At 66.0% G+C, this 21,735-nt stretch carries 17 protein-coding genes and 1 tRNA gene; 13 read left to right on the plus strand and 5 right to left on the minus strand.

Going from position 1 to position 21,735, the window contains the following annotated elements; translation table 11 throughout:
* Positions 1–58: 58 nt before the first annotated feature.
* From ACH49N_RS00905 to gatB, 4 genes are all read left to right on the plus strand, one after another.
* A complete protein-coding gene (locus tag ACH49N_RS00905) occupies positions 59–1,228 on the plus strand; it encodes a histidine kinase (RefSeq protein WP_358270555.1) in 1,170 nt (389 codons plus the stop codon).
* 10 nt (positions 1,229–1,238) lie between these two features.
* A complete protein-coding gene (locus tag ACH49N_RS00910; protein WP_109331053.1) occupies positions 1,239–1,901 on the plus strand; it encodes a response regulator transcription factor in 663 nt (220 codons plus the stop codon).
* Between the two features lie 132 nt (positions 1,902–2,033).
* Entirely contained in the window at positions 2,034–3,065 is a 1,032-nt protein-coding gene (locus ACH49N_RS00915) for an ATP-dependent 6-phosphofructokinase (protein ID WP_109331051.1), read from the plus strand.
* 42 nt (positions 3,066–3,107) lie between these two features.
* Positions 3,108–4,619, plus strand: a complete 1,512-nt coding sequence (gatB, locus tag ACH49N_RS00920; RefSeq protein WP_358270552.1) for an Asp-tRNA(Asn)/Glu-tRNA(Gln) amidotransferase subunit GatB — start codon at positions 3,108–3,110, stop codon at positions 4,617–4,619.
* 58 nt (positions 4,620–4,677) lie between these two features.
* Here gatB and ACH49N_RS00925 read toward each other — a convergent pair whose 3' ends face one another.
* Complete coding sequence (locus ACH49N_RS00925; RefSeq protein ID WP_213571632.1) at positions 4,678–5,832, minus strand: sorbosone dehydrogenase family protein; 1,155 nt, start codon at positions 5,830–5,832, stop codon at positions 4,678–4,680.
* Positions 5,833–5,930: 98 nt separating this feature from the next.
* Between ACH49N_RS00925 and ACH49N_RS00930 the strand changes: the two genes are divergently transcribed.
* Positions 5,931–6,794 (plus strand): DoxX family protein, encoded by an 864-nt coding sequence (locus tag ACH49N_RS00930; RefSeq protein ID WP_358270765.1) that lies wholly within the window; start codon positions 5,931–5,933, stop codon positions 6,792–6,794.
* A gap of 76 nt (positions 6,795–6,870) precedes the next feature.
* Here ACH49N_RS00930 and ACH49N_RS00935 read toward each other — a convergent pair whose 3' ends face one another.
* The 3 genes from ACH49N_RS00935 to ACH49N_RS00945 all read right to left on the minus strand — a co-directional run bounded on the left by ACH49N_RS00935 (position 6,871) and on the right by ACH49N_RS00945 (position 11,109).
* Positions 6,871–8,406, minus strand: a complete 1,536-nt coding sequence (locus tag ACH49N_RS00935) for an amino acid permease (RefSeq protein ID WP_109331044.1) — start codon at positions 8,404–8,406, stop codon at positions 6,871–6,873.
* A 314-nt stretch (positions 8,407–8,720) separates the two neighbouring features.
* A complete protein-coding gene (gene ilvD, locus ACH49N_RS00940; protein WP_358270550.1) occupies positions 8,721–10,565 on the minus strand; it encodes a dihydroxy-acid dehydratase in 1,845 nt (614 codons plus the stop codon).
* Between the two features lie 52 nt (positions 10,566–10,617).
* Entirely contained in the window at positions 10,618–11,109 is a 492-nt protein-coding gene (locus ACH49N_RS00945; protein ID WP_358270763.1) for a PH domain-containing protein, read from the minus strand.
* 266 nt (positions 11,110–11,375) lie between these two features.
* Here ACH49N_RS00945 and ACH49N_RS00950 point away from each other — a divergent pair, with 266 nt between their 5' ends.
* The 5 genes from ACH49N_RS00950 (at position 11,376) to ACH49N_RS00970 (ending at position 17,775) form a co-directional block, all read left to right on the plus strand.
* Positions 11,376–13,319: an acetolactate synthase large subunit gene (locus ACH49N_RS00950; protein ID WP_109331038.1), complete on the plus strand. Its 1,944-nt coding sequence runs from the start codon at positions 11,376–11,378 to the stop codon at positions 13,317–13,319.
* A complete protein-coding gene (gene ilvN / locus ACH49N_RS00955; RefSeq protein ID WP_109331036.1) occupies positions 13,316–13,819 on the plus strand; it encodes an acetolactate synthase small subunit in 504 nt (167 codons plus the stop codon). The genes ACH49N_RS00950 and ilvN overlap by 4 nt, the downstream gene beginning before the upstream one ends.
* Before the next feature lie 50 nt (positions 13,820–13,869).
* The gene (gene ilvC / locus ACH49N_RS00960) at positions 13,870–14,871 is read left to right on the plus strand and encodes a ketol-acid reductoisomerase (RefSeq protein ID WP_172652251.1); all 1,002 of its coding nucleotides are present in this window, start codon (positions 13,870–13,872) and stop codon (positions 14,869–14,871) included.
* A 224-nt stretch (positions 14,872–15,095) separates the two neighbouring features.
* Positions 15,096–16,691, plus strand: coding sequence for a phosphoglycerate dehydrogenase (gene serA, locus ACH49N_RS00965; RefSeq protein ID WP_159926091.1), 1,596 nt, complete (start codon positions 15,096–15,098; stop codon positions 16,689–16,691).
* 73 nt (positions 16,692–16,764) lie between these two features.
* Positions 16,765–17,775, plus strand: coding sequence for a 3-isopropylmalate dehydrogenase (locus tag ACH49N_RS00970; protein ID WP_159926092.1), 1,011 nt, complete (start codon positions 16,765–16,767; stop codon positions 17,773–17,775).
* A 15-nt stretch (positions 17,776–17,790) separates the two neighbouring features.
* Here ACH49N_RS00970 and ACH49N_RS00975 read toward each other — a convergent pair whose 3' ends face one another.
* On the minus strand, positions 17,791–19,017 hold the full coding sequence (locus tag ACH49N_RS00975; protein WP_358270547.1) for an MFS transporter: 1,227 nt from the start codon (positions 19,015–19,017) through the stop codon (positions 17,791–17,793).
* Between the two features lie 114 nt (positions 19,018–19,131).
* Between ACH49N_RS00975 and ACH49N_RS00980 the strand changes: the two genes are divergently transcribed.
* The 3 genes from ACH49N_RS00980 (at position 19,132) to ACH49N_RS00990 (ending at position 21,663) form a co-directional block, all read left to right on the plus strand.
* Positions 19,132–19,905, plus strand: coding sequence for a fumarylacetoacetate hydrolase family protein (locus tag ACH49N_RS00980; RefSeq protein WP_358270545.1), 774 nt, complete (start codon positions 19,132–19,134; stop codon positions 19,903–19,905).
* A 73-nt stretch (positions 19,906–19,978) separates the two neighbouring features.
* The gene (gene gltX, locus ACH49N_RS00985; RefSeq protein ID WP_159926094.1) at positions 19,979–21,454 is read left to right on the plus strand and encodes a glutamate--tRNA ligase; all 1,476 of its coding nucleotides are present in this window, start codon (positions 19,979–19,981) and stop codon (positions 21,452–21,454) included.
* Positions 21,455–21,591: 137 nt separating this feature from the next.
* Positions 21,592–21,663, plus strand: a tRNA-Gln gene (locus tag ACH49N_RS00990).
* The last annotated feature ends 72 nt before the right edge of the window (positions 21,664–21,735 follow it).

Genomic DNA, 21,735 nt, shown 5'->3' on the forward strand with positions numbered 1-21,735 from the left:
AAGTACCTCGGCCCGCGGAGTGAGGACGCGCTGCGAAGGCAGCTCCTACGCTCGACGTGTGGACAAGAAGACGCGCATCCGGAGCGTTGCTCGAGGTCAGTGGCTCAACGTGGCAATTGCCTCGGTCACAGCGATTCTCTTCGCTGTCGCGTGGCCGACACTGCAATTGACGCACCAGGTCAGCCCGCCGATTCAGCCGTTCGTTGCGGCGCTCGCAGCGTTCCCTTTCGTTCTGATCCGCGCCAACCCCGCGCTCGGGTGGGCTGTCTCTGCAGTGTCCGCTCTGATCATTCCGCGGGTCTTCGGACTGCAGGAGGGTTACGACTATCCCTGGCAGGTGGTCCATATCCTGGTGATCCTCGCACTCCTGGCGGCTGTGAGTATGCGGGCGGCCATTCCCGTGGTCGGTGTCGCGTGGATCTCGACGGTGCTCCTCTTCCTCGCCGACACTCCCGGCACCAACGGCCGCGGCTGGGCCGTCGGGCTCACGGCGATCGTCGTCTTCGGCCTGCTGATCCGCTGGCTCGTGCTCTCCCGCAGGCAACTCGCCCGGCAGGAGGAGTTGAGCGAGCTCGAACGCACGCGTCGCACGATTCTCGAGGAGAAGGCACGCATCGCCCGCGACCTGCATGACGTTGTCGCACATCACATGTCGATGGTCGTCGTGCAGGCGCAGAGCGCCCCATACCGCATCGCGAACGTGTCGGACGAGACCCGCGCGGAATTCGAGTCGATCGGCGCCGCCGGGCGCGCCGCACTGAACGAGGTACGCGGACTGCTCGGCGTCTTGCGGAGCGACGGCCAGCTCGCGGAGCACGCCCCGCAGCCGGGGGTGGACCAGATCGGCGAGTTGCTCGAGGGCAGTCGGCGGGCCGGGATTCCGGTCACCTGGACTGTGTCCGGTGATCAGACACTCGTGTCCGAGTCGGTCGGATTGGTGATGTATCGCATCCTGCAGGAGTCACTGGCCAATACTGCGCGGCACGCATCGGGTGCGGCGGTCGAGGTGAAAATCACGTACCAATCTCCGATCGTGTCGCTTGCCGTGGTCAACGGTCCGGCGAAACGGAGTCTCGCGTCCGCGCTGACCAGGCACGAGTCCACCGGAGGCAACGGAATCATCGGCATGCGCGAGCGTGCGCAGGCCGTCGGGGGAGTGCTCACCACCCGGATGCACGACAACGGTGGATTCGAGGTGCACGCCGAGTTTGCGGCCGCGTCAGCCTAGGCTGACGGGCGTGGCCATCACCGTGTTCATCGCAGACGATCAAGCCATGGTCCGTCAGGGCTTCGGCGCCCTCCTCTCCTCACAGCCCGACATCAGCGTGATCGGCGACGCACCGGACGGGGCTGTGGCGGTGACCGAGGTCAAACGTCTGCGTCCCGACGTGGTGCTCATGGATGTCCGGATGCCCGAGATGAACGGCCTCGATGCGGCGCGCCTGATCCTGTCAGCCGGATTCGACCCCCCGGTGCGTGTGCTGATGCTCACCACCTTCGACGTCGACGACTATGTCTACGAAGCACTCAGCATCGGAGCCAGCGGTTTCATGCTCAAAGATGCGCCCGCCGAAGAACTGGTTCGTGCGGTCCGCGTCGTCGCCGACGGGGAGGCACTTCTGGCGCCGACCGTCACCAGGCGTCTCATCGCCGACGTGACCAGCCGCCGCAGCACTACGCGTCGTAAACCCGCTGCGCTGTCGGCGCTGACCCCGCGCGAGCGGGAGGTTCTCGAACTCATCGCCCGCGGGATGTCCAACACCGAGATTGCCGACCGCCTGTTCGTCGCCGAGCAGACCGTCAAGACGCACGTCGGAAAGGTGCTGTCCAAGCTCGATCTCCGCGACCGCGCACAGGCCGTGGTACTCGCCTACGAGAGTGGCCTCGTCACACCGGGCTGAAAAAGAACCCGGCGGTCCGAGGTGCTCTCACGGCGCCGGAGCGGCAAGATGGATAAGGAGAACCACCATCACCACACGAGGTGCCGTCCCTCCGGGGCACGGCGCCGCAACGGGAGAACGAGGGGTGCTTGGATGCGGATCGGGATCCTGACCGGCGGCGGCGACTGCCCCGGACTCAACGCGGTGATCAGGGCGGTGGTGCGCACTGCCGACGGTCGGTACCGCAGCTCGGTGGTCGGATTCCGGGACGGGTGGCGCGGCCTGCTCGAGGATCGCAAGGTTCCGTTGTCCAACGACGACCGGATCGACCGCATCCTCACCCGCGGTGGCACCATCCTAGGAACTGCCCGGGTAAACCCGGACAAATTGAAAGCCGGACTGGACCAGATCCGGCAGACCCTCGACGACAACGGGATCGACGCCCTCATTCCGATCGGAGGTGAGGGAACGCTCACTGCCGCAGGATGGTTGGCAGAAAGCGGTGTCCCGGTCATCGGGGTTCCGAAGACCATCGACAACGACATCGACTGCACCGACGTGACGTTCGGCTTCGACACCGCGCTGTCCATCGCGACGGATGCGATCGACCGGTTGCACACCACGGCAGAGTCGCACCAACGGGTCATGCTGGTGGAGGTGATGGGCAGACACGCCGGCTGGATCGCGCTGCACTCGGGTCTGGCGACGGGCGCGCACCTCACGCTCGTTCCCGAGGTGCCGTTCGACGTCGCTGAGGTGTGCGACATGGTGAAGAAGCGGTTCCAGCGGGGCGACTCCCACTTCATCTGTGTCGTCGCCGAGGGTGCGGCACCCACCCCCGAGTCGATGACGCTGCGCGAAGGCGGCATCGACGAGTTCGGGCACAAACGATTCACCGGTGTCGCGCAGCAGCTCGGCGCCGAGATCGAGCGCCGCATCGGCAAGGAAGTACGGACAACGGTTCTCGGGCACGTGCAGCGGGGCGGCACTCCCACCCCGTACGACCGGGTACTCGCTACCCGCTTCGGGGTGCACGCCACGGACGCGGTCCACCGCGGAGACTTCGGGCAGATGGTCGCCCTGCACGGCACGTCGATCGAATTGGTGGCGCTCACCGACGCCACCCGTCACCTCAAGACCGTGCCGCGCGAGCGGTACGACGAGGCAGCCGCATTTTTTGGCTGACCGCGTTTTTCGGCACACGAGCAGGCGCATAAACTCTTCTGCATGACTGCTGTCGACGCGCCTGCCCTCCTCGACTACGACGATGTGCTCGCCAAGTACGAGCCTGTTCTCGGCATGGAGGTACACGTAGAGCTCGGCACCAACACCAAGATGTTCTGCCCGTGCCCCACCGAGTTCGGTGCAGAGCCGAACACGCAGGTGTGCCCGGTGTGCCTGGGCCTGCCGGGGTCGTTGCCGGTGGTCAACGAGGCGGCGGTGGAGTCCGCGATCCGGATCGGTCTGGCGCTGAACTGCTCGATCACGCCGTGGGGCCGTTTCGCGCGGAAAAACTACTTCTACCCGGACCAGCCGAAGAACTATCAGATCTCGCAATACGACGAGCCGATCGCCACCGATGGTTACCTCGACGTCGTTCTCGATGACGGCACCACCTGGCGCGTCGAGATCGAGCGTGCACACATGGAAGAGGACACCGGGAAGTCGCTGCACGTCGGTGGCGCGACCGGCCGTATCCACGGGGCAAGCCACTCGCTGCTCGACTACAACAGGGCGGGCGTGCCGCTGGTCGAGATCGTGACCAAGACCATCAGCGGTGCCGGTGCGCGAGCGCCCGAGGTGGCCCGCGCCTACGTCACCGCCCTCCGTGATCTGCTGAAGTCGCTGCAGGTGTCGGACGTGCGCATGGACCAGGGCTCGATGCGCTGCGACTCCAACGTGTCGCTGATGCCGATCGGTGCTACCGAACTGGGAACCCGGACCGAGACGAAGAACGTCAACTCCCTCAAGAGCGTCGAGGTGGCGGTCCGGTACGAGATGCGCCGTCAGGCCGCCGTGCTGGAGTCGGGGGGTGCGGTGATCCAGGAAACACGCCACTTCCAGGAGGCGGACGGCACCACCTCGCCGGGCAGGCGCAAGGAGACCGCCGAGGACTACCGCTATTTCCCGGAACCCGACCTCGAGCCCGTAGCGCCCAGCGCCGAATGGATCGAGGAACTCCGCGGCACACTGCCGGAGTTGCCGTGGGTCCGTCGGGCCCGGATCCAGGCCGACTGGGGTGTTTCCGACGAGGTGATGCGCGACCTTGTGAACGCAGGTGCCCTCGACCTGGTGATCGCCACGGCCGAGGCCGGAGCCTCCCCGGAAGCCGCACGGTCGTGGTGGGTGTCGTACCTCGCCCAGCAGGCCAACACCCGCGGCGTGGAGTTGACGGCCCTGCCGATCACCCCGGCGCAGGTGGCCGAGGTGGTCGCGCTCATCGACAACGGCACACTGAACAACAAGGTGGCGCGCCAGGTGGTCGACCGCGTCCTCGACGGCGAGGGCGACCCCAAGCAGGTTGTTGCGAACCATCCGGAATTCGTGGTCGAGCGGGACGACACCAAGCTGAAGGCGGCCGTCGACGAGGCGTTGGCAGCCAACCCTGATATCGCCGACAAGATTCGCGGCGGAAAGGTGGCCGCTGCAGGCAAGATCGTCGGCGACGTGATGAAGGCGACACGGGGTCAGGCAGATCCCGCACGCGTCAAGGAACTCGTCATCGAGGCGTGCAGCTAGTCTCTCGCTGTTGTTCGTACATGGGTGCAGGCGTGCACGCGGGGCGGAGCGGAGCCGATCAGTCGAACCCGCCGCCGCCTGAGGGCAACGGCATCTTGATCACACGGTCGTCGTTGGGGCCGGGCTGACCGGCTGTCTTGTTCACCGTGCTGACCCAGATCAGCCCGTCCGGTCCGAGGGCGGCCCCACCGAGCTGGCCGTACCGGTCCTGGACGATGACGCCCGGGGCAGTGGTGACCGCTCCGGTGCTCGGGTCGGCGGCGAGCGCGGACATTGCTTTGGCCGTGCTCAACGACACCGCGACGACATCCTGCGCGGCCACGCAGCCGCCCACTCCGGGGCGCTCCGGCCACGTCCACACCGGGGAGGACACGGCACCGTCGGCGCTTACGCGCTGCAGGCGATCCTCGAGGGGTGTGCGGTCGGTGACCCAGACCGCCACACCGGGGTCGACGCACACCCCACCGGCGGTCCCGATGCCGGACAGGACGACCTGCGGGCGGGGCTGTGCGGGGGTCGGGGCGGGTGACAGTGCGGTGACTTTCAACAGCTTGCCGGCGAGTGAGGCGGGATCGGACGCGGCGGCCGGGTTGCCGGCGTTTCCGGTGAGCACCATGAGTTCGTCGCCGGAGAATTCGAGTGAACCGGCATTGCCGACATTTCCCCGCGGAATCCCGCCGAGCACTTCCTTGGCCGTATCGCCCGGTGCGACGCGCACCACCCGGTTGTCGGTGGGAGTCGAGATGTAGGCGTAGATCAAGTTGTCCTCGACGAAGCTCGGTGACAGGGCGATATCGAGGAGTCCACCGTCGGAACTGGCGTCGACGTCGATGTGCGCAATCTCTCTGGGCTGGCGGCCCTGTGCGACCTCGAGGATGCGTCCGGTGCGTCGTTCTGCGACCAGCGCGGTGGCTGCGTCGGGAAGGACGACGAGCCCGCCCGTGGTGTCGAGACAGGTGGCGATGACACTGGGGTCCGGATCCTGGCACGGTCCGAGCGGCCCGCTGGGCGGTGGGGGTGTGGTGGTGGACGGAGGCGGACTCTCGGGCTCTACCTCGGCACCCGACGCCTCGGAAGGTTCGGGGCTGAACGGTGAGGACGCCGAATCGTCGAACTTCGCACAGCCTGCCGCGAGCAACGCGGTGACGCACAGCACAGACACCATCCATGTCGATCTGCCGGTCGCCCTGCGGCTCAGCCCACCCACCATCATGAGTGAAACGTTACGGAAGGGTGCGGCGTCACCGCCACGCCGCACCTGCTTCCCGGCGATGTTCCCCGCGCCGACCTACCCTGGACGGTGTGACTGACATGCGGAAAGATCCCAGCGAGTCGCCGGACCCCGGTGCCTCGGACCACGGCGCCTCACCGGACTACGGCAAGGTCTCCAGCCCGTACGACTCTCCGACGGAGCGTTTTCCGACGGCCACGCCGGCGCCGGGTTCCGGGGGTCGCACGCTTCCGCACACCGACGACGAACTGGATTTCGGTGACGCGCGGGGCGCGGGTCTGCCGACCGAGCAGATCCCGACCTACCGGGACTCGGGGTCGTTCGGATCGGATCAGCCGACGGAGGGTCTCGGCGGCACTTCCGCCGCAGCGGCCGCATCGCCCGGTACGACCGCGGTCGGGACGGCGGATGACGGTGACGTGAAAATCGGTCGCGGAACCCTGGACCTCGGGTTGCTCGCACTGCGCCTGGCAGTGGGCGGTACGGCTCTGGTGCACGGACTGCAGAAGTTGACAGGGATATGGAACGGCCCGGGTCTCGACGGGTTCGAGGAGATGCTGGCGAACTCCGGATTCCAGCAGGCGAAGCTCCTTGCAATCCTGGGTGCTGTCGGTGAGGTCGCCGGTGGGGCGCTGCTGATCCTCGGACTGGTGACGCCACTGGCCGCTGCTTCGGTTCTCGCGGTAATGATCAACGCGTGGGCGTTCCGCCAGACGGCGGAACCGGGCCTCGAATACTTCGCGCCTGCGGGAACCGAGTACGAGACCCTGCTCGGTGTGTGCGCCGGGGTCATCATTCTCACCGGTCCCGGTCGTATCTCTCTCGACGGGCGGCGGGGTTGGGCGACCCGGCCGTTCATCGGTTCGTTCGTCGCGCTGATTCTGGGTGTCGCTGCCGGCGTCTGCACCTGGATCTTCCTCAACGGGGCCAACCCGCTCATCTGACTTCGCAGACGACTCCGCCGCACCTCCCTCAGGGAGGTGCGGCGGAGTCGTGTCTCTCAGGTCAGTTCTGTGCGAATCAGTTCTGGGCGAACTCGGGGAGCTTCTCCTCTTCCGGCGGCTCCGCCTCGGCGGCGAGACGCCGGCCCAGGACGGACTTGCGCCGGCCGTAGGCGAAGTAGATCAGCACACCGAGTGCCATCCACCCGACGAACCGGATCCACGTCTCCACCGAGAGATTGAGCATCAACCATCCGCAGGCGGCGACGGCGAGGATCGGAACCAGCGGAACGAGCGGGACTCGGAAACCGCGCGGCAGGTCGGGCCGCGTGCGGCGAAGAATGATCACACCGATGCAGACCAGCACGAATGCGAACAGCGTGCCGATGTTCACCATCTCTTCCAGCGTGCCCATGGGGAAGAACGCGGCGAGGAAAGCCACGACCGCCCCGACGATCAGGGTGATCCGAACTGGCGTCCCCTTGGTGCCCGTCTTGGCGAGCCCGCGCGGCATCAGTCCGTCCCGAGACATCGCGAAGAGCACTCGGGTCTGTCCGAGCATCATGACCATGACCACGGTGGTTAGGCCGGCGAGGCCGCCGAAGTTGATGGCCGTCTGCGCCCAGGTGATGCCGTGTGCCTCGAAAGCGGTGGCGAGAGTGGCACTGCTGTCACCGACCAGCGGACTCCCGGTCTTCAGATCGGTGTACTTGACCATGCCGGTGAGGACGAGGGTGACGGCGACGTAGAGGACGGTGACGATGGCGAGGGAGCCCAGGATGCCGCGGGGCAGAGCCTTCTGCGGGTTCTTGGTTTCCTCGGCGGTGGTGGCGACGACATCGAACCCGATGAAGGCGAAGAACACGAGGCTCGCCGCGGCGAGCAGGCCGTACCAGCCGTAACTGCTGCCGTCGGCGCCGGTGAGGAAGGAGAACAGGGTCTGGTGCACGCCCTGCGCAGTACTCGACGCACCCTCGGCGGGCGGGATGTAGGGCGCGTAGTTCTCCTTCTTGATGTAGAAGACGCCCACTGCGATGACGAGAAGAACGACGGCGATCTTGATGGCCGTGATGATCGCAGAGACGCGGGAGGAGACCTTGGTGCCGATGGCGAGCACGGCGGTGATGGCGCCGACGATGATCAGCGCACCCCAGTCGAAGTCGATCGGCCCGAGATGCGCTGTGGTGGCGCCGCTGAAGCCGAGCGCATTGCCCAGATACAGCGACCAGCCTTTGCCCACCACGGCCGACGCGAGCGCGAATTCGAGGATGAGGTCCCAGCCGATGATCCAGGCGACGAATTCGCCGAAGGTGGCGTACGAGAAGGTGTATGCGCTTCCGGCCACCGGAACGGTGGACGCGAACTCGGCGTAACACAGCGCGGCGAGCCCGCACGCGATGGCGGCGAGTACGAACGCGAGCGAGATGGACGGCCCGGCGACGTTGCCTGCGGTGCGGGCCGTGAGCGTGAAGATGCCGGCACCGATCACGACAGCCACGCCGAAGACGGTGAGATCCTTGGCGGTCAATTCCCTCCGCAGCCGAGTGTCAGGCTCGTCGGTGTCCGCGATCGATTGCTCGACGGATTTCGTTCGCCATATGCCGACTCCTGGCATGTGTCGCTCCTAGGTTGTGTTCCCGGTGGCCTCGTGGGCCGGAGGATGGTGGCTGTGCGCCGATGTGATGTAGGTCTCATCGGCCAACTGAGGGAACCACTACTGAGCGCCATGTGCAAGGAGCGGGCCGGTAACTGATCAGAGTGATCAGTAGAGGTCATGCGAGCGGCTCGGGCTCTGAGCGAGTTGACTACCCCGTGATTGCGGTCACGTCACGGCGGATCGGCCCCCGCTGAGGCAGAAAGAAACCGGGCACCGCGGCGAAGGAAGCTCCGCAGCGGTGCCCGGCATCGTGCACCCGAATGGATCGTCGGTCAGGGGACCTGGCGCACCGCTCCCTTGTCGGCGGAGGTCGCCAACGCCGCGTAGGCGCGCAGTGCGGTAGTGACCGTGCGTTCGCGGTTCAACGGCTGCCACGGACGTTCGGAGGACTCCATCTTCGCCCGGCGCTCGGCAAGCACCTCGTCGTCGACGAGGAGCTTCAGCGTGCGGGTCGCGATGTCGATGAGGATCTGATCGCCGTCCTCCACGAGGCCGATGGCGCCGCCGCTGGCGGCCTCGGGGGAGATGTGGCCGATGGACAGTCCGGAGGAACCACCGGAGAATCGGCCGTCGGTGATCAGCGCGCACTTCTTCCCGAGGCCGGAACCCTTGAGGAATGCCGTGGGGTGCAGCATTTCCTGCATGCCCGGCCCGCCTGCGGGACCCTCGTAGCGCACGACGAGGACCTCACCGGGCTGAATCTTCTTACCGAGGATCACCGACACCGCCTCTTCCTGCGACTCCACGACGCGCGCGGGCCCCTGGAAGTGGAACAGGTCTTCGTCGATTCCCGCCGTCTTGATGACCGCGCCGTCGACGGCGATGTTGCCGCGGAGCACGGCCAGACCGCCCTCGACCGTGTGCTTGTGCTCGAAGTCGCGGATGCAGCCGTTCGCGGCGTCCGTGTCGAGTGACGACCAGCGGTTGTTCGTCGAGAACGGCTCGGTGGTGCGGACACCACCGGGTGCGGCATGGAAGAGTTCGACGGCCTCGTCGGAAGCCTTGCCCGAGCGGATGTCCCACGTGTCGAGCCACTCGTCGAAGCTCTTGGTGTGCACGGTCGAGACGTCGCTTTCGAGCAGCCCTGCCCGGCGGAGTTCGCCGAGGATCGCGGGGATTCCACCCGCTCGGTGCACGTCTTCCATGTGATAGTCCGAGTTGGGTGAGACCTTGGACAGGCACGGCACCTTGCGGCTGATTTCGTCGATCTTGTCGAGATCGAAGTCGTATACCTCGCCCTCCTGGGCAGCAGCGAGGGTGTGCAGCACCGTGTTGGTGGAACCGCCCATCGCGACATCGAGTGCCATCGCATTGCGGAACGCGGCGGGCGTCGCGATGTTGCGCGGGAGGACCGACTCGTCGTCGTCCTGGTAATAGCGCAGGGCTGCTTCGACGACGGTGGTGCCCGCGCGGGTGAAGAGCGCGCGCCGGGCCTCGTGGGTTGCCAGTGTGGAACCGTTGCCGGGCAACGCGAGTCCGAGTGCCTCCGTGAGGCAGTTCATCGAGTTGGCGGTGAACATGCCCGAACAGGACCCACAGGTCGGGCAGGCACTGCGCTCGACCTCGGCGAGCCCTTCGTCGTCGACCTCGTCGCTGGCGCTCGCCGAGATGGCGGTGATGAGGTCGGTCGGCGCCTGGGCCACACCGTTCACGACCACCGCCTTGCCGGCTTCCATGGGCCCACCCGAGACGAAGACCGTGGGAACGTTCAGCCGCAGTGCGGCATTGAGCATGCCCGGAGTGATCTTGTCGCAGTTGGAGATGCACACGAGTGCATCGGCGGTGTGGGCGTTGACCATGTACTCGACGGAGTCGGCGATGATTTCCCTGCTGGGGAGGGAGTAGAGCATGCCGCCGTGTCCCATGGCGATTCCGTCGTCGACGGCGATCGTGTGGAACTCGCGAGGTACCCCACCGGCAGCGCGCACGGCGTCGGCGACGATGTCGCCCACGTTCTTGAGATGGACGTGCCCGGGGACGAACTGGGTGTAGGAGTTCGCAATCGCGACGATCGGCTTACCGAAGTCGGAGTCGGTCATTCCGGTGGCACGCCACAGCGCGCGGGCGCCGGCGGCATTTCGTCCTGCGGTGGTGGTTCGGGACCTCAGCGGGGGCATGAGCGTATTCCTTAGTCAGCGTACGGAAGTACTGATCAACGCTACTCGCGCGTTATCCGCCGTCAGTGCGCGGCTGGTTCTTGTCCGGGTCTTCACTGTCGGAGGCCGGGTCGGGCGCCTGCTCCGCGTCCGCTGCGGCCGCCGCGTAGGGGTCGGGGATCCGCCCACCGCTCGCCGCGGAGAGCTGGGGAAGACGATCGAAGGTGACGACAGGGAGAGCCACCTCGCCGCCGTCGGTCAGCGTGGCGCGCGCCCAGCCGCGTTTCGGGAAGCGGAATCCGGTGATCTCCGACCACGAGAGGATCCGCCCGCCGACCAGTCTTCGCACATGAAGTCCCTCGGGTGTGACGGTGGTCCGAACCCGGGCGACCCACGCCGCGGCGAGGATCGGGGCCACGAGGAGCCACCCGAAGGCGGCCGGCCAGCCGAAGATGGGGAACGAGACGGCGAAGAGCAGGAAGGCGCATCCGATATAGGCGAGTGGCGAAATTCGGATGACCTGCTTGGGAATGTCGGTCGTGTGGGATGATGACTCTGGTGGCACGGGCTGCTGCGGAGTTGACACCTCTACATCTTCGCACCGCAGCCGACGTATCTCACATTCTGGGACGGCCGACTCACCAAGTTGACTGTTCACCATTAGCGCGCCTACCGTCGAGCGCGTGAAACAGAATGAGTTGCTCGTAATCGGCCGGCGCGTCGTCGCCTGAGTCGATTTCTTCAACTCGCCAGAAACGACGCGCCACCCTCGTACAGCATTCGCTGACGGGGGTTTTTTGTTGCCCGGAGCCAGAATCAGAGGATTTCCCAGTGAGCGCACCAACCGCACGGCCTCAACCCACGCCGCGCAAGTCGGGGGCTGCCAGCCCTACGACCGCGGCCGCCGCGACGCAGACCGGTAGCCGCCGCCAACTCGCCCCCGAGCGGGTCAGCGGCGCCCAGTCCGTGGTCCGAGCCCTCGAGGAGCTCGAGGTCGACACGGTATTCGGTATTCCGGGTGGTGCGGTTCTGCCTGTCTACGACCCTCTCTTCGACTCGAAGAAGGTCCGGCACGTCCTCGTTCGTCATGAGCAGGGTGCAGGCCATGCCGCTACCGGGTACGCCCAGGCGACCGGCAAGGTCGGTGTCTGCATGGCGACGTCCGGCCCGGGTGCCACCAACCTGGTCACGCCACTGGCGGACGCTCAGATGGACTCTGTTCCGGTCGTGGCGATCACCGGCCAGGTGGGCCGCAGCCTGATCGGCACCGACGCCTTCCAGGAAGCCGACATCTCGGGCATCACGATGCCGATCACCAAGCACAACTTCCTCATCACCGACGGCGTCGACATCCCGCGGATTATCGCGGAAGCCTTCTATCTCGCGTCGAGTGGGCGCCCGGGTGCGGTACTCGTCGACATCCCGAAGGACGTCCTGCAGGCGCAGACGACGTTCTCGTGGCCGCCGGAGATGCGGTTGCCTGGCTACCGTCCCGTCACCAAGCCGCACGGCAAGCAGGTCCGTGAGGCAGCGCGCCTGATCGCGGACTCCAAGCAGCCGGTGCTGTATGTCGGTGGCGGTGTGATCAAGTCGGAGTCCTCACCCGAACTGCTCGAGCTCGCCGAGCTGACCGGTATCCCGGTGGTCACCACCCTCATGGCGCGCGGTGCGTTCCCGGACAGTCATACCCTGAACTGCGGCATGCCCGGCATGCACGGCACGGTCGCGGCCGTGGCCGCCTTGCAGCGCAGTGATCTGCTGATCACCCTGGGCGCGCGGTTCGACGACCGCGTCACCGGTCAGCTCGACTCGTTCGCACCCGACGCCAAGGTCATCCACGCCGACATCGACCCGGCCGAGATCGGGAAGAACCGGTACGCGGACGTTCCGATCGTCGGCGACTGCAAAGAGGTCATCGTCGAGCTGATCGAGGCCATCAAGGCGGACCGGGCGACCGGGACGACTCTCGACCTCACCGAGTGGTGGGCGTATCTCGACGGGATCCGGCGGACGTACCCGCTGAGCTACGACCGCCCCTCGGACGGCGCGTTGTCGCCCGAGTTCGTCATCCAGGCGGTCGGCAAGCTCGCCGGTCCCGACGCGATCTACTGCGCCGGAGTCGGACAGCACCAGATGTGGGCTGCGCAGTTCGTCAACTACGAGAAGCCCCGTACGTGGCTCAACTCCGGTGGCCTCGGCACGATGGGCTACGCCGTGCCTGCCGCCATGGGCGCGAAGATGGGCAAGCCGGACACCGAGGTGTGGGCCATCGACGGCGACGGCTGCTTCCAGATGACCAATCAGGAACTTGCGACGTGCGCGCTCGAGGGCATCCCGATCAAGGTTGCGCTCATCAACAACGGCAACCTCGGCATGGTTCGCCAGTGGCAAACGCTCTTCTATGACGAGCGCTACTCCAACACCAACCTCGGTACGCACGGTGCGATCCGCATCCCCGACTTCGTCAAGCTCGCAGAAGCGTTGGGGTGTCACGGAATCCGGGTCGAGCGCGAGGAGGACGTCGAGGCGGCGATCCGTGAGGCGCAGTCCATCAACGACCGGCCGGTGGTGATCGACTTCATCGTCGGCGCCGACGCCCAGGTGTGGCCGATGGTCGCAGCGGGCACCAGCAACGACGAGATCATGGCGGCTCGGGGCATCCGGCCGCTGTTCGACGACGACGAGGCCGCGGCGGAGCCCGCAGTCATTCACGAGGCCATGGAACGCGAACAGCGTTCGGGCGCGGCCACAGCGGCCGGGAAGGAAGATCAGTGAGCACCAGCCACACCCTCAGTGTTCTCGTCGAGGACAAGCCGGGCGTGCTGGCCAGGGTGGCCGCGCTGTTCTCCCGTCGTGGATTCAACATCGAGTCGCTCGCCGTCGGCGGCACCGAGATCCCCGAGATCTCGCGTATGACCATCGTCGTTACCGTCGACGAGTTCCCGCTCGAGCAGGTGACGAAGCAGCTCAACAAGCTGATCAACGTCATCAAGATCGTCGAGCAGGACGGTGACGCCTCCGTCGCCCGCGAGTTGCTGCTCATCAAGGTGCGTGCCGACGCCAGCGTGCGCACTCAGGTGATCGAGACAGTGAATCTGTTCCGCGCCAAGGTGATCGACGTCTCCCCGGAGTCGGTCACGATCGAGGCGACAGGAACGCGATCCAAGCTGGATGCATTGTTGCGGATGCTCGATCCGTACGGCATCCGGGAGATCGTGCAGTCCGGGGTCGTGGCCGTGGGACGGGGGCCGAAGTCCATCACGGCCACTCGCTAGTACTTTAGATACGCAAATTCCAAGAAAGAGGTTGAACTGTGGCAGTCGAGATGTTCTACGACGACGATGCCGATCTGTCGATCATCCAGGGCCGTAAGGTCGCTGTGATCGGATACGGAAGCCAGGGCCACGCGCACTCGCTGAGCCTGCGCGATTCGGGCGTCGATGTCCGCATCGGTCTGAAGGAAGGCTCGAAGTCGCGCGCCAAGGCTGAGGAGCAGGGCCTGACGGTCGGCACGCCGGCAGAGGTGTCCGAGTGGGCAGACGTGATCATGGTGCTCGCACCCGACACCGCTCAGGCGTCGATCTTCACGAACGACATCGAGCCCAACCTGAAGGACGGCGACGCGCTGTTCTTCGGACACGGCCTCAACATTCACTTCGACCTGATCAAGGCCCCGGAGTTCGTCACGGTCGGCATGGTCGCCCCGAAGGGACCCGGCCACCTGGTTCGCCGTCAGTTCGTCGACGGCAAGGGTGTTCCCGCGCTCATCGCGATCGACCAGGACCCCAAGGGTGAGGGCCAGGCGCTCGCGCTGTCCTACGCCAAAGCCATCGGCGGCACCCGCGCCGGCGTCATCAAGACCACGTTCAAGGAAGAGACCGAGACCGACCTCTTCGGCGAGCAGGCAGTGCTCTGCGGCGGCACCGAGGAACTGGTCAAGACCGGTTTCGAGGTCATGGTCGAGGCCGGCTACGCGCCCGAGATGGCGTACTTCGAGGTGCTGCACGAGCTCAAGCTCATCGTCGACCTCATGTACGAGGGCGGCATCGCCCGCATGAACTACTCGGTGTCCGACACCGCGGAGTTCGGCGGCTACCTCTCCGGCCCGCGCGTCATCGACGCCGGCACCAAGGAGCGCATGAAGGCGATCCTCGCCGACATCCAGTCCGGTGAGTTCACCCGCCGCCTCGTCGCGAATGTCGAGAACGGCAACACCGAGCTCGAGGGTCTGCGCAAGGCCAACGCCGAGCACCCCATCGAGGTCACCGGCAAGAAGCTGCGCGACCTGATGAGCTGGGTCGACCGGCCGATCACCGAAACCGCTTAGGTTTCATCGCTTTACCGTTGCGCGCACGACGCCGGCCCAATGTCACCTCGGTCTCGACAGAGCACCCGGGTGTGGCGTTGGGCCGGCGTCGTATCGGACCATTTGCGCTGTCGCGGGCGTCCACTATGTGGTATTGCCTACCGGGATGCGGATTCCCGGTGAGGGCGGACTAAGCTGTGTGTGGTCAAAACACCTCCACACCCACCTAATCAGGGAGTTTGCACGTGAGCCAGCCAGGCCGTCCTGTTGTTCTGATCGCCGACAAGCTCGCGCCGTCCACCGTCGAGGCATTGGGCGACGGTGTGGAGGTGCGTTGGGTCGATGGACCTGATCGCCCGGCCCTGCTCGCGGCGGTGCCCGAGGCCGACGCGATCCTCGTCCGCTCTGCCACCACCGTCGACGCCGAGGTGCTCGCCGCCGGTACCAAGCTCAAGATCGTCGCCCGCGCCGGTGTCGGGCTCGACAACGTCGACGTCCCGGCCGCCACCGAGCGCGGTGTCATGGTGGTCAACGCGCCGACGTCCAACATTCACACCGCAGCCGAGCACGCTGTCGCGCTGATGCTCGCCGCGGCCCGCCAGATCCCCGCAGCCGATTCCACCCTGCGTGACCGTGAGTGGAAGCGCAGCAAGTTCAACGGTGTCGAAATCTTCGGCAAGACCGTCGGCGTCGTCGGGCTCGGCCGGATCGGTCAGCTCTTCGCTCAGCGTCTTGCGGCGTTCGAGACGCACGTCATCGCCTACGACCCCTATGTGTCCGCGGCCCGTGCCGCCCAGTTGGGCATCGAGCTGGTTTCGCTCGACGAGTTGCTGCAGCGCGCCGATCTGATCTCGGTCCACCTTCCCAAGACTCCGGAGACCAAGGGCCTGATCGGTACGGAGAACCTGGCCAAGACCAAGAAGGGTGTCGTCATCGTCAACGCCGCCCGCGGTGGCCTGATCGACGAGGCGGCGCTGGCCCAGGCCATCAAGTCGGGTCACGTGCGTGCTGCGGGCCTCGACGTGTTCGAGACCGAGCCCTGCACGGACAGCCCGTTGTTCGACCTTCCCGAGGTCGTCGTGACGCCGCACCTCGGCGCCTCCACGAGTGAGGCTCAGGACCGCGCCGGCACCGATGTCGCGAAGTCCGTATTGCTGGCTCTTGCAGGCGATTTCGTTCCCGACGCCGTCAACGTGTCCGGTGGCGCGGTGGGTGAGGAAGTCGCCCCGTGGCTCGAAATCGTTCGCAAGCAGGGTGTGCTCCTCGGGGCGCTGTCGGGCGAGGTCCCCGTCAATCTGTCCGTCGATGTGCGCGGCGAGCTCGCCTCCGAGGACGTCGAGGTGCTGGCACTGTCGGCTCTGCGTGGCGTGTTCTCGGCGGTGATCGAGGACGCCGTGACGTTCGTCAACGCGCCTGCCCTCGCGGAAGAGCGTGGCGTGACGGCCGAGGTCACCAAGGCCGCCGAGAGCCCCAACCACCGTAGCGTCGTCGACCTTCGCGGCGTCTTCGGTGACGGCAGCGTCATCAGCGTGTCGGGTACCCTGACCGGTCCTCAGCAGGTCGAGAAGATCGTCAACATCAACGGACGCAACTTCGAACTGCGCGCCGAAGGCCTGAACCTGGTGATCAACTACACCGATCAGCCGGGTGCGCTCGGCAAGATCGGCACCCAGCTGGGCAACGCCGGCATCGATATCCAGGCCGCACAGCTCAGCCAGGACGCCGAGGGTGAGGGTGCCACCATTCTCCTGCGGGTCGACCGGGAGGTTCCTGCCGACGTGCGTGACGCGATCTCCACCGCGGTGGGCGCCACCAAGATCGAACTCGTCGACCTGGCCTGAAATCCTTTCGTGCGCGTGTTCCGGCACCGCGTGCCGGAACACGCGCACAGTTCTCTGATGAAGTGAGGCGTTCATGAAGCTTGCGGTCATTCCCGGTGACGGAATCGGTGTCGAGGTCACTGCCGAGGCGCTGAAGGTGCTGCGGAAGCTCGTACCCGACCTGGAAACCACCGAGTACGACCTCGGCGCCCGTCGATACAACGCCACCGGTGAACTCCTGCCGGACGCTGATCTGGCGGCGATCCGCACCCACGACGCGATCCTGCTGGGTGCTATCGGCGACCCGTCCGTGACACCGGGCATCCTCGAGCGAGGACTCCTGCTCACCATGCGGTTCGCGCTCGACCACCACGTGAATCTCCGTCCCTCCCAGCTCTATCCGGGAACGAAGTCGCCGCTCGCGGCGCAACCGGACATCGACTTCGTGGTCGTGCGCGAGGGGACCGAGGGTCCGTACACGGGTAACGGTGGCGCAATCCGAGTCGGTACTCCCCACGAGATTGCCACCGAGGTGTCGGTCAATACGTGGTTCGGCGCGGAGCGAGTGGTGCGCTATGCCTTCGAGCTCGCGCAGACTCGACGCAAACACGTCACCCTGATCCACAAGACGAACGTGCTCTCGAATGCCGGTGCAATCTGGACCCGTGCGGTCGAGACTGTCTCGGCCGAGTACCCGGACGTCGAGACGGCGTACTGCCACATCGACGCGGCCACCATTTACATGGTGACCGATCCGTCGCGCTTCGATGTCATCGTCACCGACAACCTGTTCGGTGACATCATCACCGATCTCGCGGGTGCGGTGACCGGGGGTATCGGTCTGGCGGCGTCGGGCAACATCGATGCGTCCGGCACCAATCCCTCGATGTTCGAACCGGTTCACGGTAGTGCCCCGGACATCGCCGGCCGTGGCATCGCCGATCCCACGGCGGCCATCTTGTCTGCGGCCCTGCTGCTGCGCCACCTCGGGCGTGACGAGGATGCCGTCCGTATCGAGACCGCTGTCGAAGCGGATCTGGCTTCGCGGGGTGACGCTGCGGTCGTGACCGCAGAGGTGGGCGACCGGATTGCCGCAGCGCTCTAGAAACGCGGTTGGTCTCTAATCTTTTCCGGTCCCCCTGGCCGGGTCTGCGGACCCGGCCAGGGGGATCATCGGTATGGAAATCACCGGAAAGGCCGCCGCGATAGCGAAGGTCAGTGGGAAGCCGAGTATTCCGATCAGCGCCCCGAAGGTGGGCGGGACCAGTGACGCAGCGACGAATTGTCCCGTGTTCTGGACTCCGAGTGCGCGTCCGCCCCAGAACGGACCGGCGATCTCGGCGACGGCCGTGAACGCGAGGCCGTTGGGAGCCACGGTGGCAACGGAAGCGGCGACGAGCGCCGGTATCGCCAGTAGGGACGGGGCCGAATCCGACAGGGCCAGCGCCGCCATCGACAGGCCACCGGCGGCGGCCACCCAGCGAAGTGGCCTCAATCGGCTACCGACGGCGTCCGACCAGACGCCGACCGCCATCCGTCCGAGTGCGCCGAGAACCTGAGCGACCGTCACCAGTAGGCCTGCAGCGGTTGCCTCCCAATGCCTTTCGGAGATGAGCCAGACGAGGGCGTAGGTCCATACCGTGTATTGCGGGACGACGAGTAGAACCGATACGGCGTGAATTCGCCACAGGGTACTGCTGTTCCGGTACGGATTAGCCAGCATCTCGAGACCCGCGGCCGACGTGCGACTCGGTCGTGGCGGGTCGACGACTCCGATTGCGCAGGCGAGTGCTGCGGCCGCGCACAGGGCGGTCGGCAAGGCCAGGGCCCAGCCGATCCCGTGTTCGTGTGCGAGGGAGGGCATGGTGAGCGCAGCACACGCGATCCCGAGGGGGAGGGACATCTGCCTGATTCCCATGGCGAGACCCCGGCGTTCGGGTGGGAACCAGCCGACCACGACTCGTCCACTCGCCGCGTTCGCGGAGGCTGCGGCCATACCGCCGAGGACGAGGAACACGCCCGTGGCGGAGAGTGATCCGGACGAGGCGGCTCCGAGTCCGGCGGCCGCGGTCACCGCCATTCCGATGGCGAGCACGGTGCGTTCGCCGTACCGGTCGGCCAGCGCGCCCCACGCAATCAACGTCAGCATCACGCCGACGGTGGGCGCGGCGACGAGAAGTCCGGTGCGGGCCAGACTCAGGCCGTGGCTCGCCTGTAGTTCCGGGATGAGGAAGGCCACGCCATTGACGAAGACAGCCTGCGCCGCCTGCGCAAACATCCCGAGTGCGAGCATCCACCACTTGCGCGCCGATCCGACGGCGGTGGCCTCGACGTTCGTTGTAGTCATGTCAATCTCAGTATCTAGGATGAAGGTCCCATATATTGGCGAACGGTCGGAGTCTATACCCTCCCCGGTGGGAATGCGGGAGGCCGCCCGCCGCCGGGCGATAGACTCTCGGGCATGCGTCTTGGTCGAGTGGCAAGTCCCGATGGTGTTGCGTTTGTGAGTATCGAGGGGGAGGACGGTTCCCTGACTGCCCGGGAAATCGCCGAGCACCCTTTTGGCACTCCTACTTTCACCGGTCGGAGCTGGCCACTGGACGACGTTCGCCTGCTCGCCCCCATACTCGCCAGCAAAGTGATCTGTGTCGGCAAGAACTATGCCGCCCACGCCGCGGAGATGGGTGGGGAAGCGCCTGCGGACCCGGTGATCTTCCTCAAGCCCAATACGTCGATCGTGGGCCCGGACGCGGCGATCGTCCTGCCGAAATCCTCGAACGAGGTTCATTACGAGGGGGAGTTGGCCGTGGTGATCGGCCGGCCGTGCAAGGACGTCCCCGCGGCCAAGGCCCTCGACGTCGTTCTCGGCTACACGGCCGCCAACGACGTGTCGGCGCGTGATCATCAGCGCCAGGACGTTCAGTGGACTCGAGCGAAGAGCCACGACACCTTCTGCCCCCTCGGGCCCTGGATCGAAACGCATCTCGATGCGTCGGACGTCGACATCACGACCGAGGTGGACGGAGAGGTTAAGCAGAGCAGCAACACTTCGCTTCTGCTCCATGACATTCCGAAGATCATCGAATGGGTGTCCGCGGTCATGACTCTCCTCCCGGGCGACGTCATCCTCACGGGCACGCCGGAAGGCGTCGGGCCGATCGTCGAGGGTCAGAGTGTCAGTGTGACCATCGGTGGTATCGGGACACTCACCAACCCCGTGACCGCAAAGCGCTGACGGCTCTCGTGTCGACCTGGGGGGCGGACTAGCCTGTAGAGGTCCGATTTCCCAGCGCCGACCCAAGTGAGCCATGACCACAAGCGAAGTTCGCGTCCGTTTCTGCCCGTCGCCCACCGGAACCCCGCACGTGGGGCTCGTCCGTACCGCCCTGTTCAACTGGGCCTTCGCCCGCCACAACGGCGGGTCGTTCGTGTTCCGTATCGAGGACACCGATGCTGCCCGTGACAGTGAGGAGTCGTACCAGGCGATCCTGGATGCGCTGCGCTGGCTCGGCTTGGATTGGGACGAGGGCCCGGAGATCGGTGGGCCCTACGAGCCCTACCGGCAGTCCCAGCGACGCGAACTCCATCTGGACGTGGTCGGGAAGCTTCTGGCGGCGGGTGAAGCCTACGAGTCGTTCTCCACGCCGGAAGAGGTCGAGGAGCGGCACAAGGCCGCCGGCCGCGATCCCAAGCTGGGGTATGACAACTTCGACCGAGATCTCACCCCGGAGCAGCGCCAGGCCTATCTGGACGAGGGGCGCAAGCCCGTCGTCCGGTTGCGTATGCCCGAGCACGACCTCGGCTGGGTCGACCTCGTCCGTGGTGACACCACGTTCAAGGCCGGTACGGTGCCCGACTTCGCGCTCACCCGTGGAAACGGCATTCCTCTGTATACCCTGGTCAATCCGGTCGACGACGCCCTGATGAAGATCACCCACGTGCTGCGCGGCGAGGATCTCCTCTCGTCGACGCCCCGGCAGCTGGCCCTCTACGAGGCTATGCAGCGCATCGGTGTGGCGGATTTCACGCCGCAATTCGGCCACCTCCCGTTCGTCATGGGTCAGGGCAACAAGAAGCTGTCCAAGCGGGATCCCGAGTCGAATCTGTTCATTCACCGCGACCGCGGCTTCGTGCCCGAGGGTCTGCTGAACTACCTCGCCCTCCTCGGCTGGGGCATTTCCGACGATCACGACGTGTTCTCGCTGGACGAGATGGTCGCAGCCTTCGACATCACGAAGGTCAACTCCAATCCCGCGCGCTTCGACCAGAAGAAGGCCGACGCCATCAACGCCGAGCACATCCGGCTCCTCGAGCCCGCCGACTTCGCGGCGCGGTTGCGCGCCTTCCTCACCGTGCACGGACATCTGGGGGAGACGGTCGACGAGGCGGTGTTCGCGACGGCAGCAGAACTCGTCCAAACGCGGATCGTGGTGCTGTCCGACGCCTGGGGACTGCTGAAATTCTTGTTCGTGGACGAGGACGATTTCACCATCGATCCCGCCGCCGCAGCCAAAAACCTGGGTGCCGATGCCGCGCCCGTCCTCGACGCCGCCCTGGCTTCGTTGGAAGCCGTCGCGGTGTGGAATGCAGCGGCGCTGGAGGAGGCCCTGAAGGCGTCGCTCGTCGACGGACTGGGTCTCAAGCCGCGGAAGGCGTTCGCCCCCGTCCGAGTCGGCATCACCGGCTCGCACATCAGCCCGCCCCTCTACGAGTCGATGGAACTGCTCGGGCGCGACGTGTCACTGTCCCGGTTGCGATCAGCTCGCGCGAGTATCGCCGAGTGAGAGTGGCCGACGGCCGAAGGATGAGAGAAACTGCCCTTGACCAGGCGATTTGGTAAATCCTGCCACTAGGCTGGTAATCTCTTCTTCGGCCCGAGCGGCCCGCGGAGCCCTCCGGCTCAGCGGTCCGAACAGGCCATTGGGGTATGGTGTAATTGGCAACACAGCGGTTTCTGGTACCGCCATTCTAGGTTCGAGTCCTGGTACCCCAGCGGAAGTTCGGCCGATTTTGTTACCGAACTTCAGCAAGTTATGCTTGCTGAGCTTCCAGAGCAACACCAGGT

The organism is Rhodococcus sp. NPDC019647 (genome assembly GCF_044389235.1).
In the GTDB taxonomy this organism is placed as follows: Bacteria; Actinomycetota; Actinomycetes; order Mycobacteriales; family Mycobacteriaceae; genus Rhodococcus_F; species Rhodococcus_F oxybenzonivorans.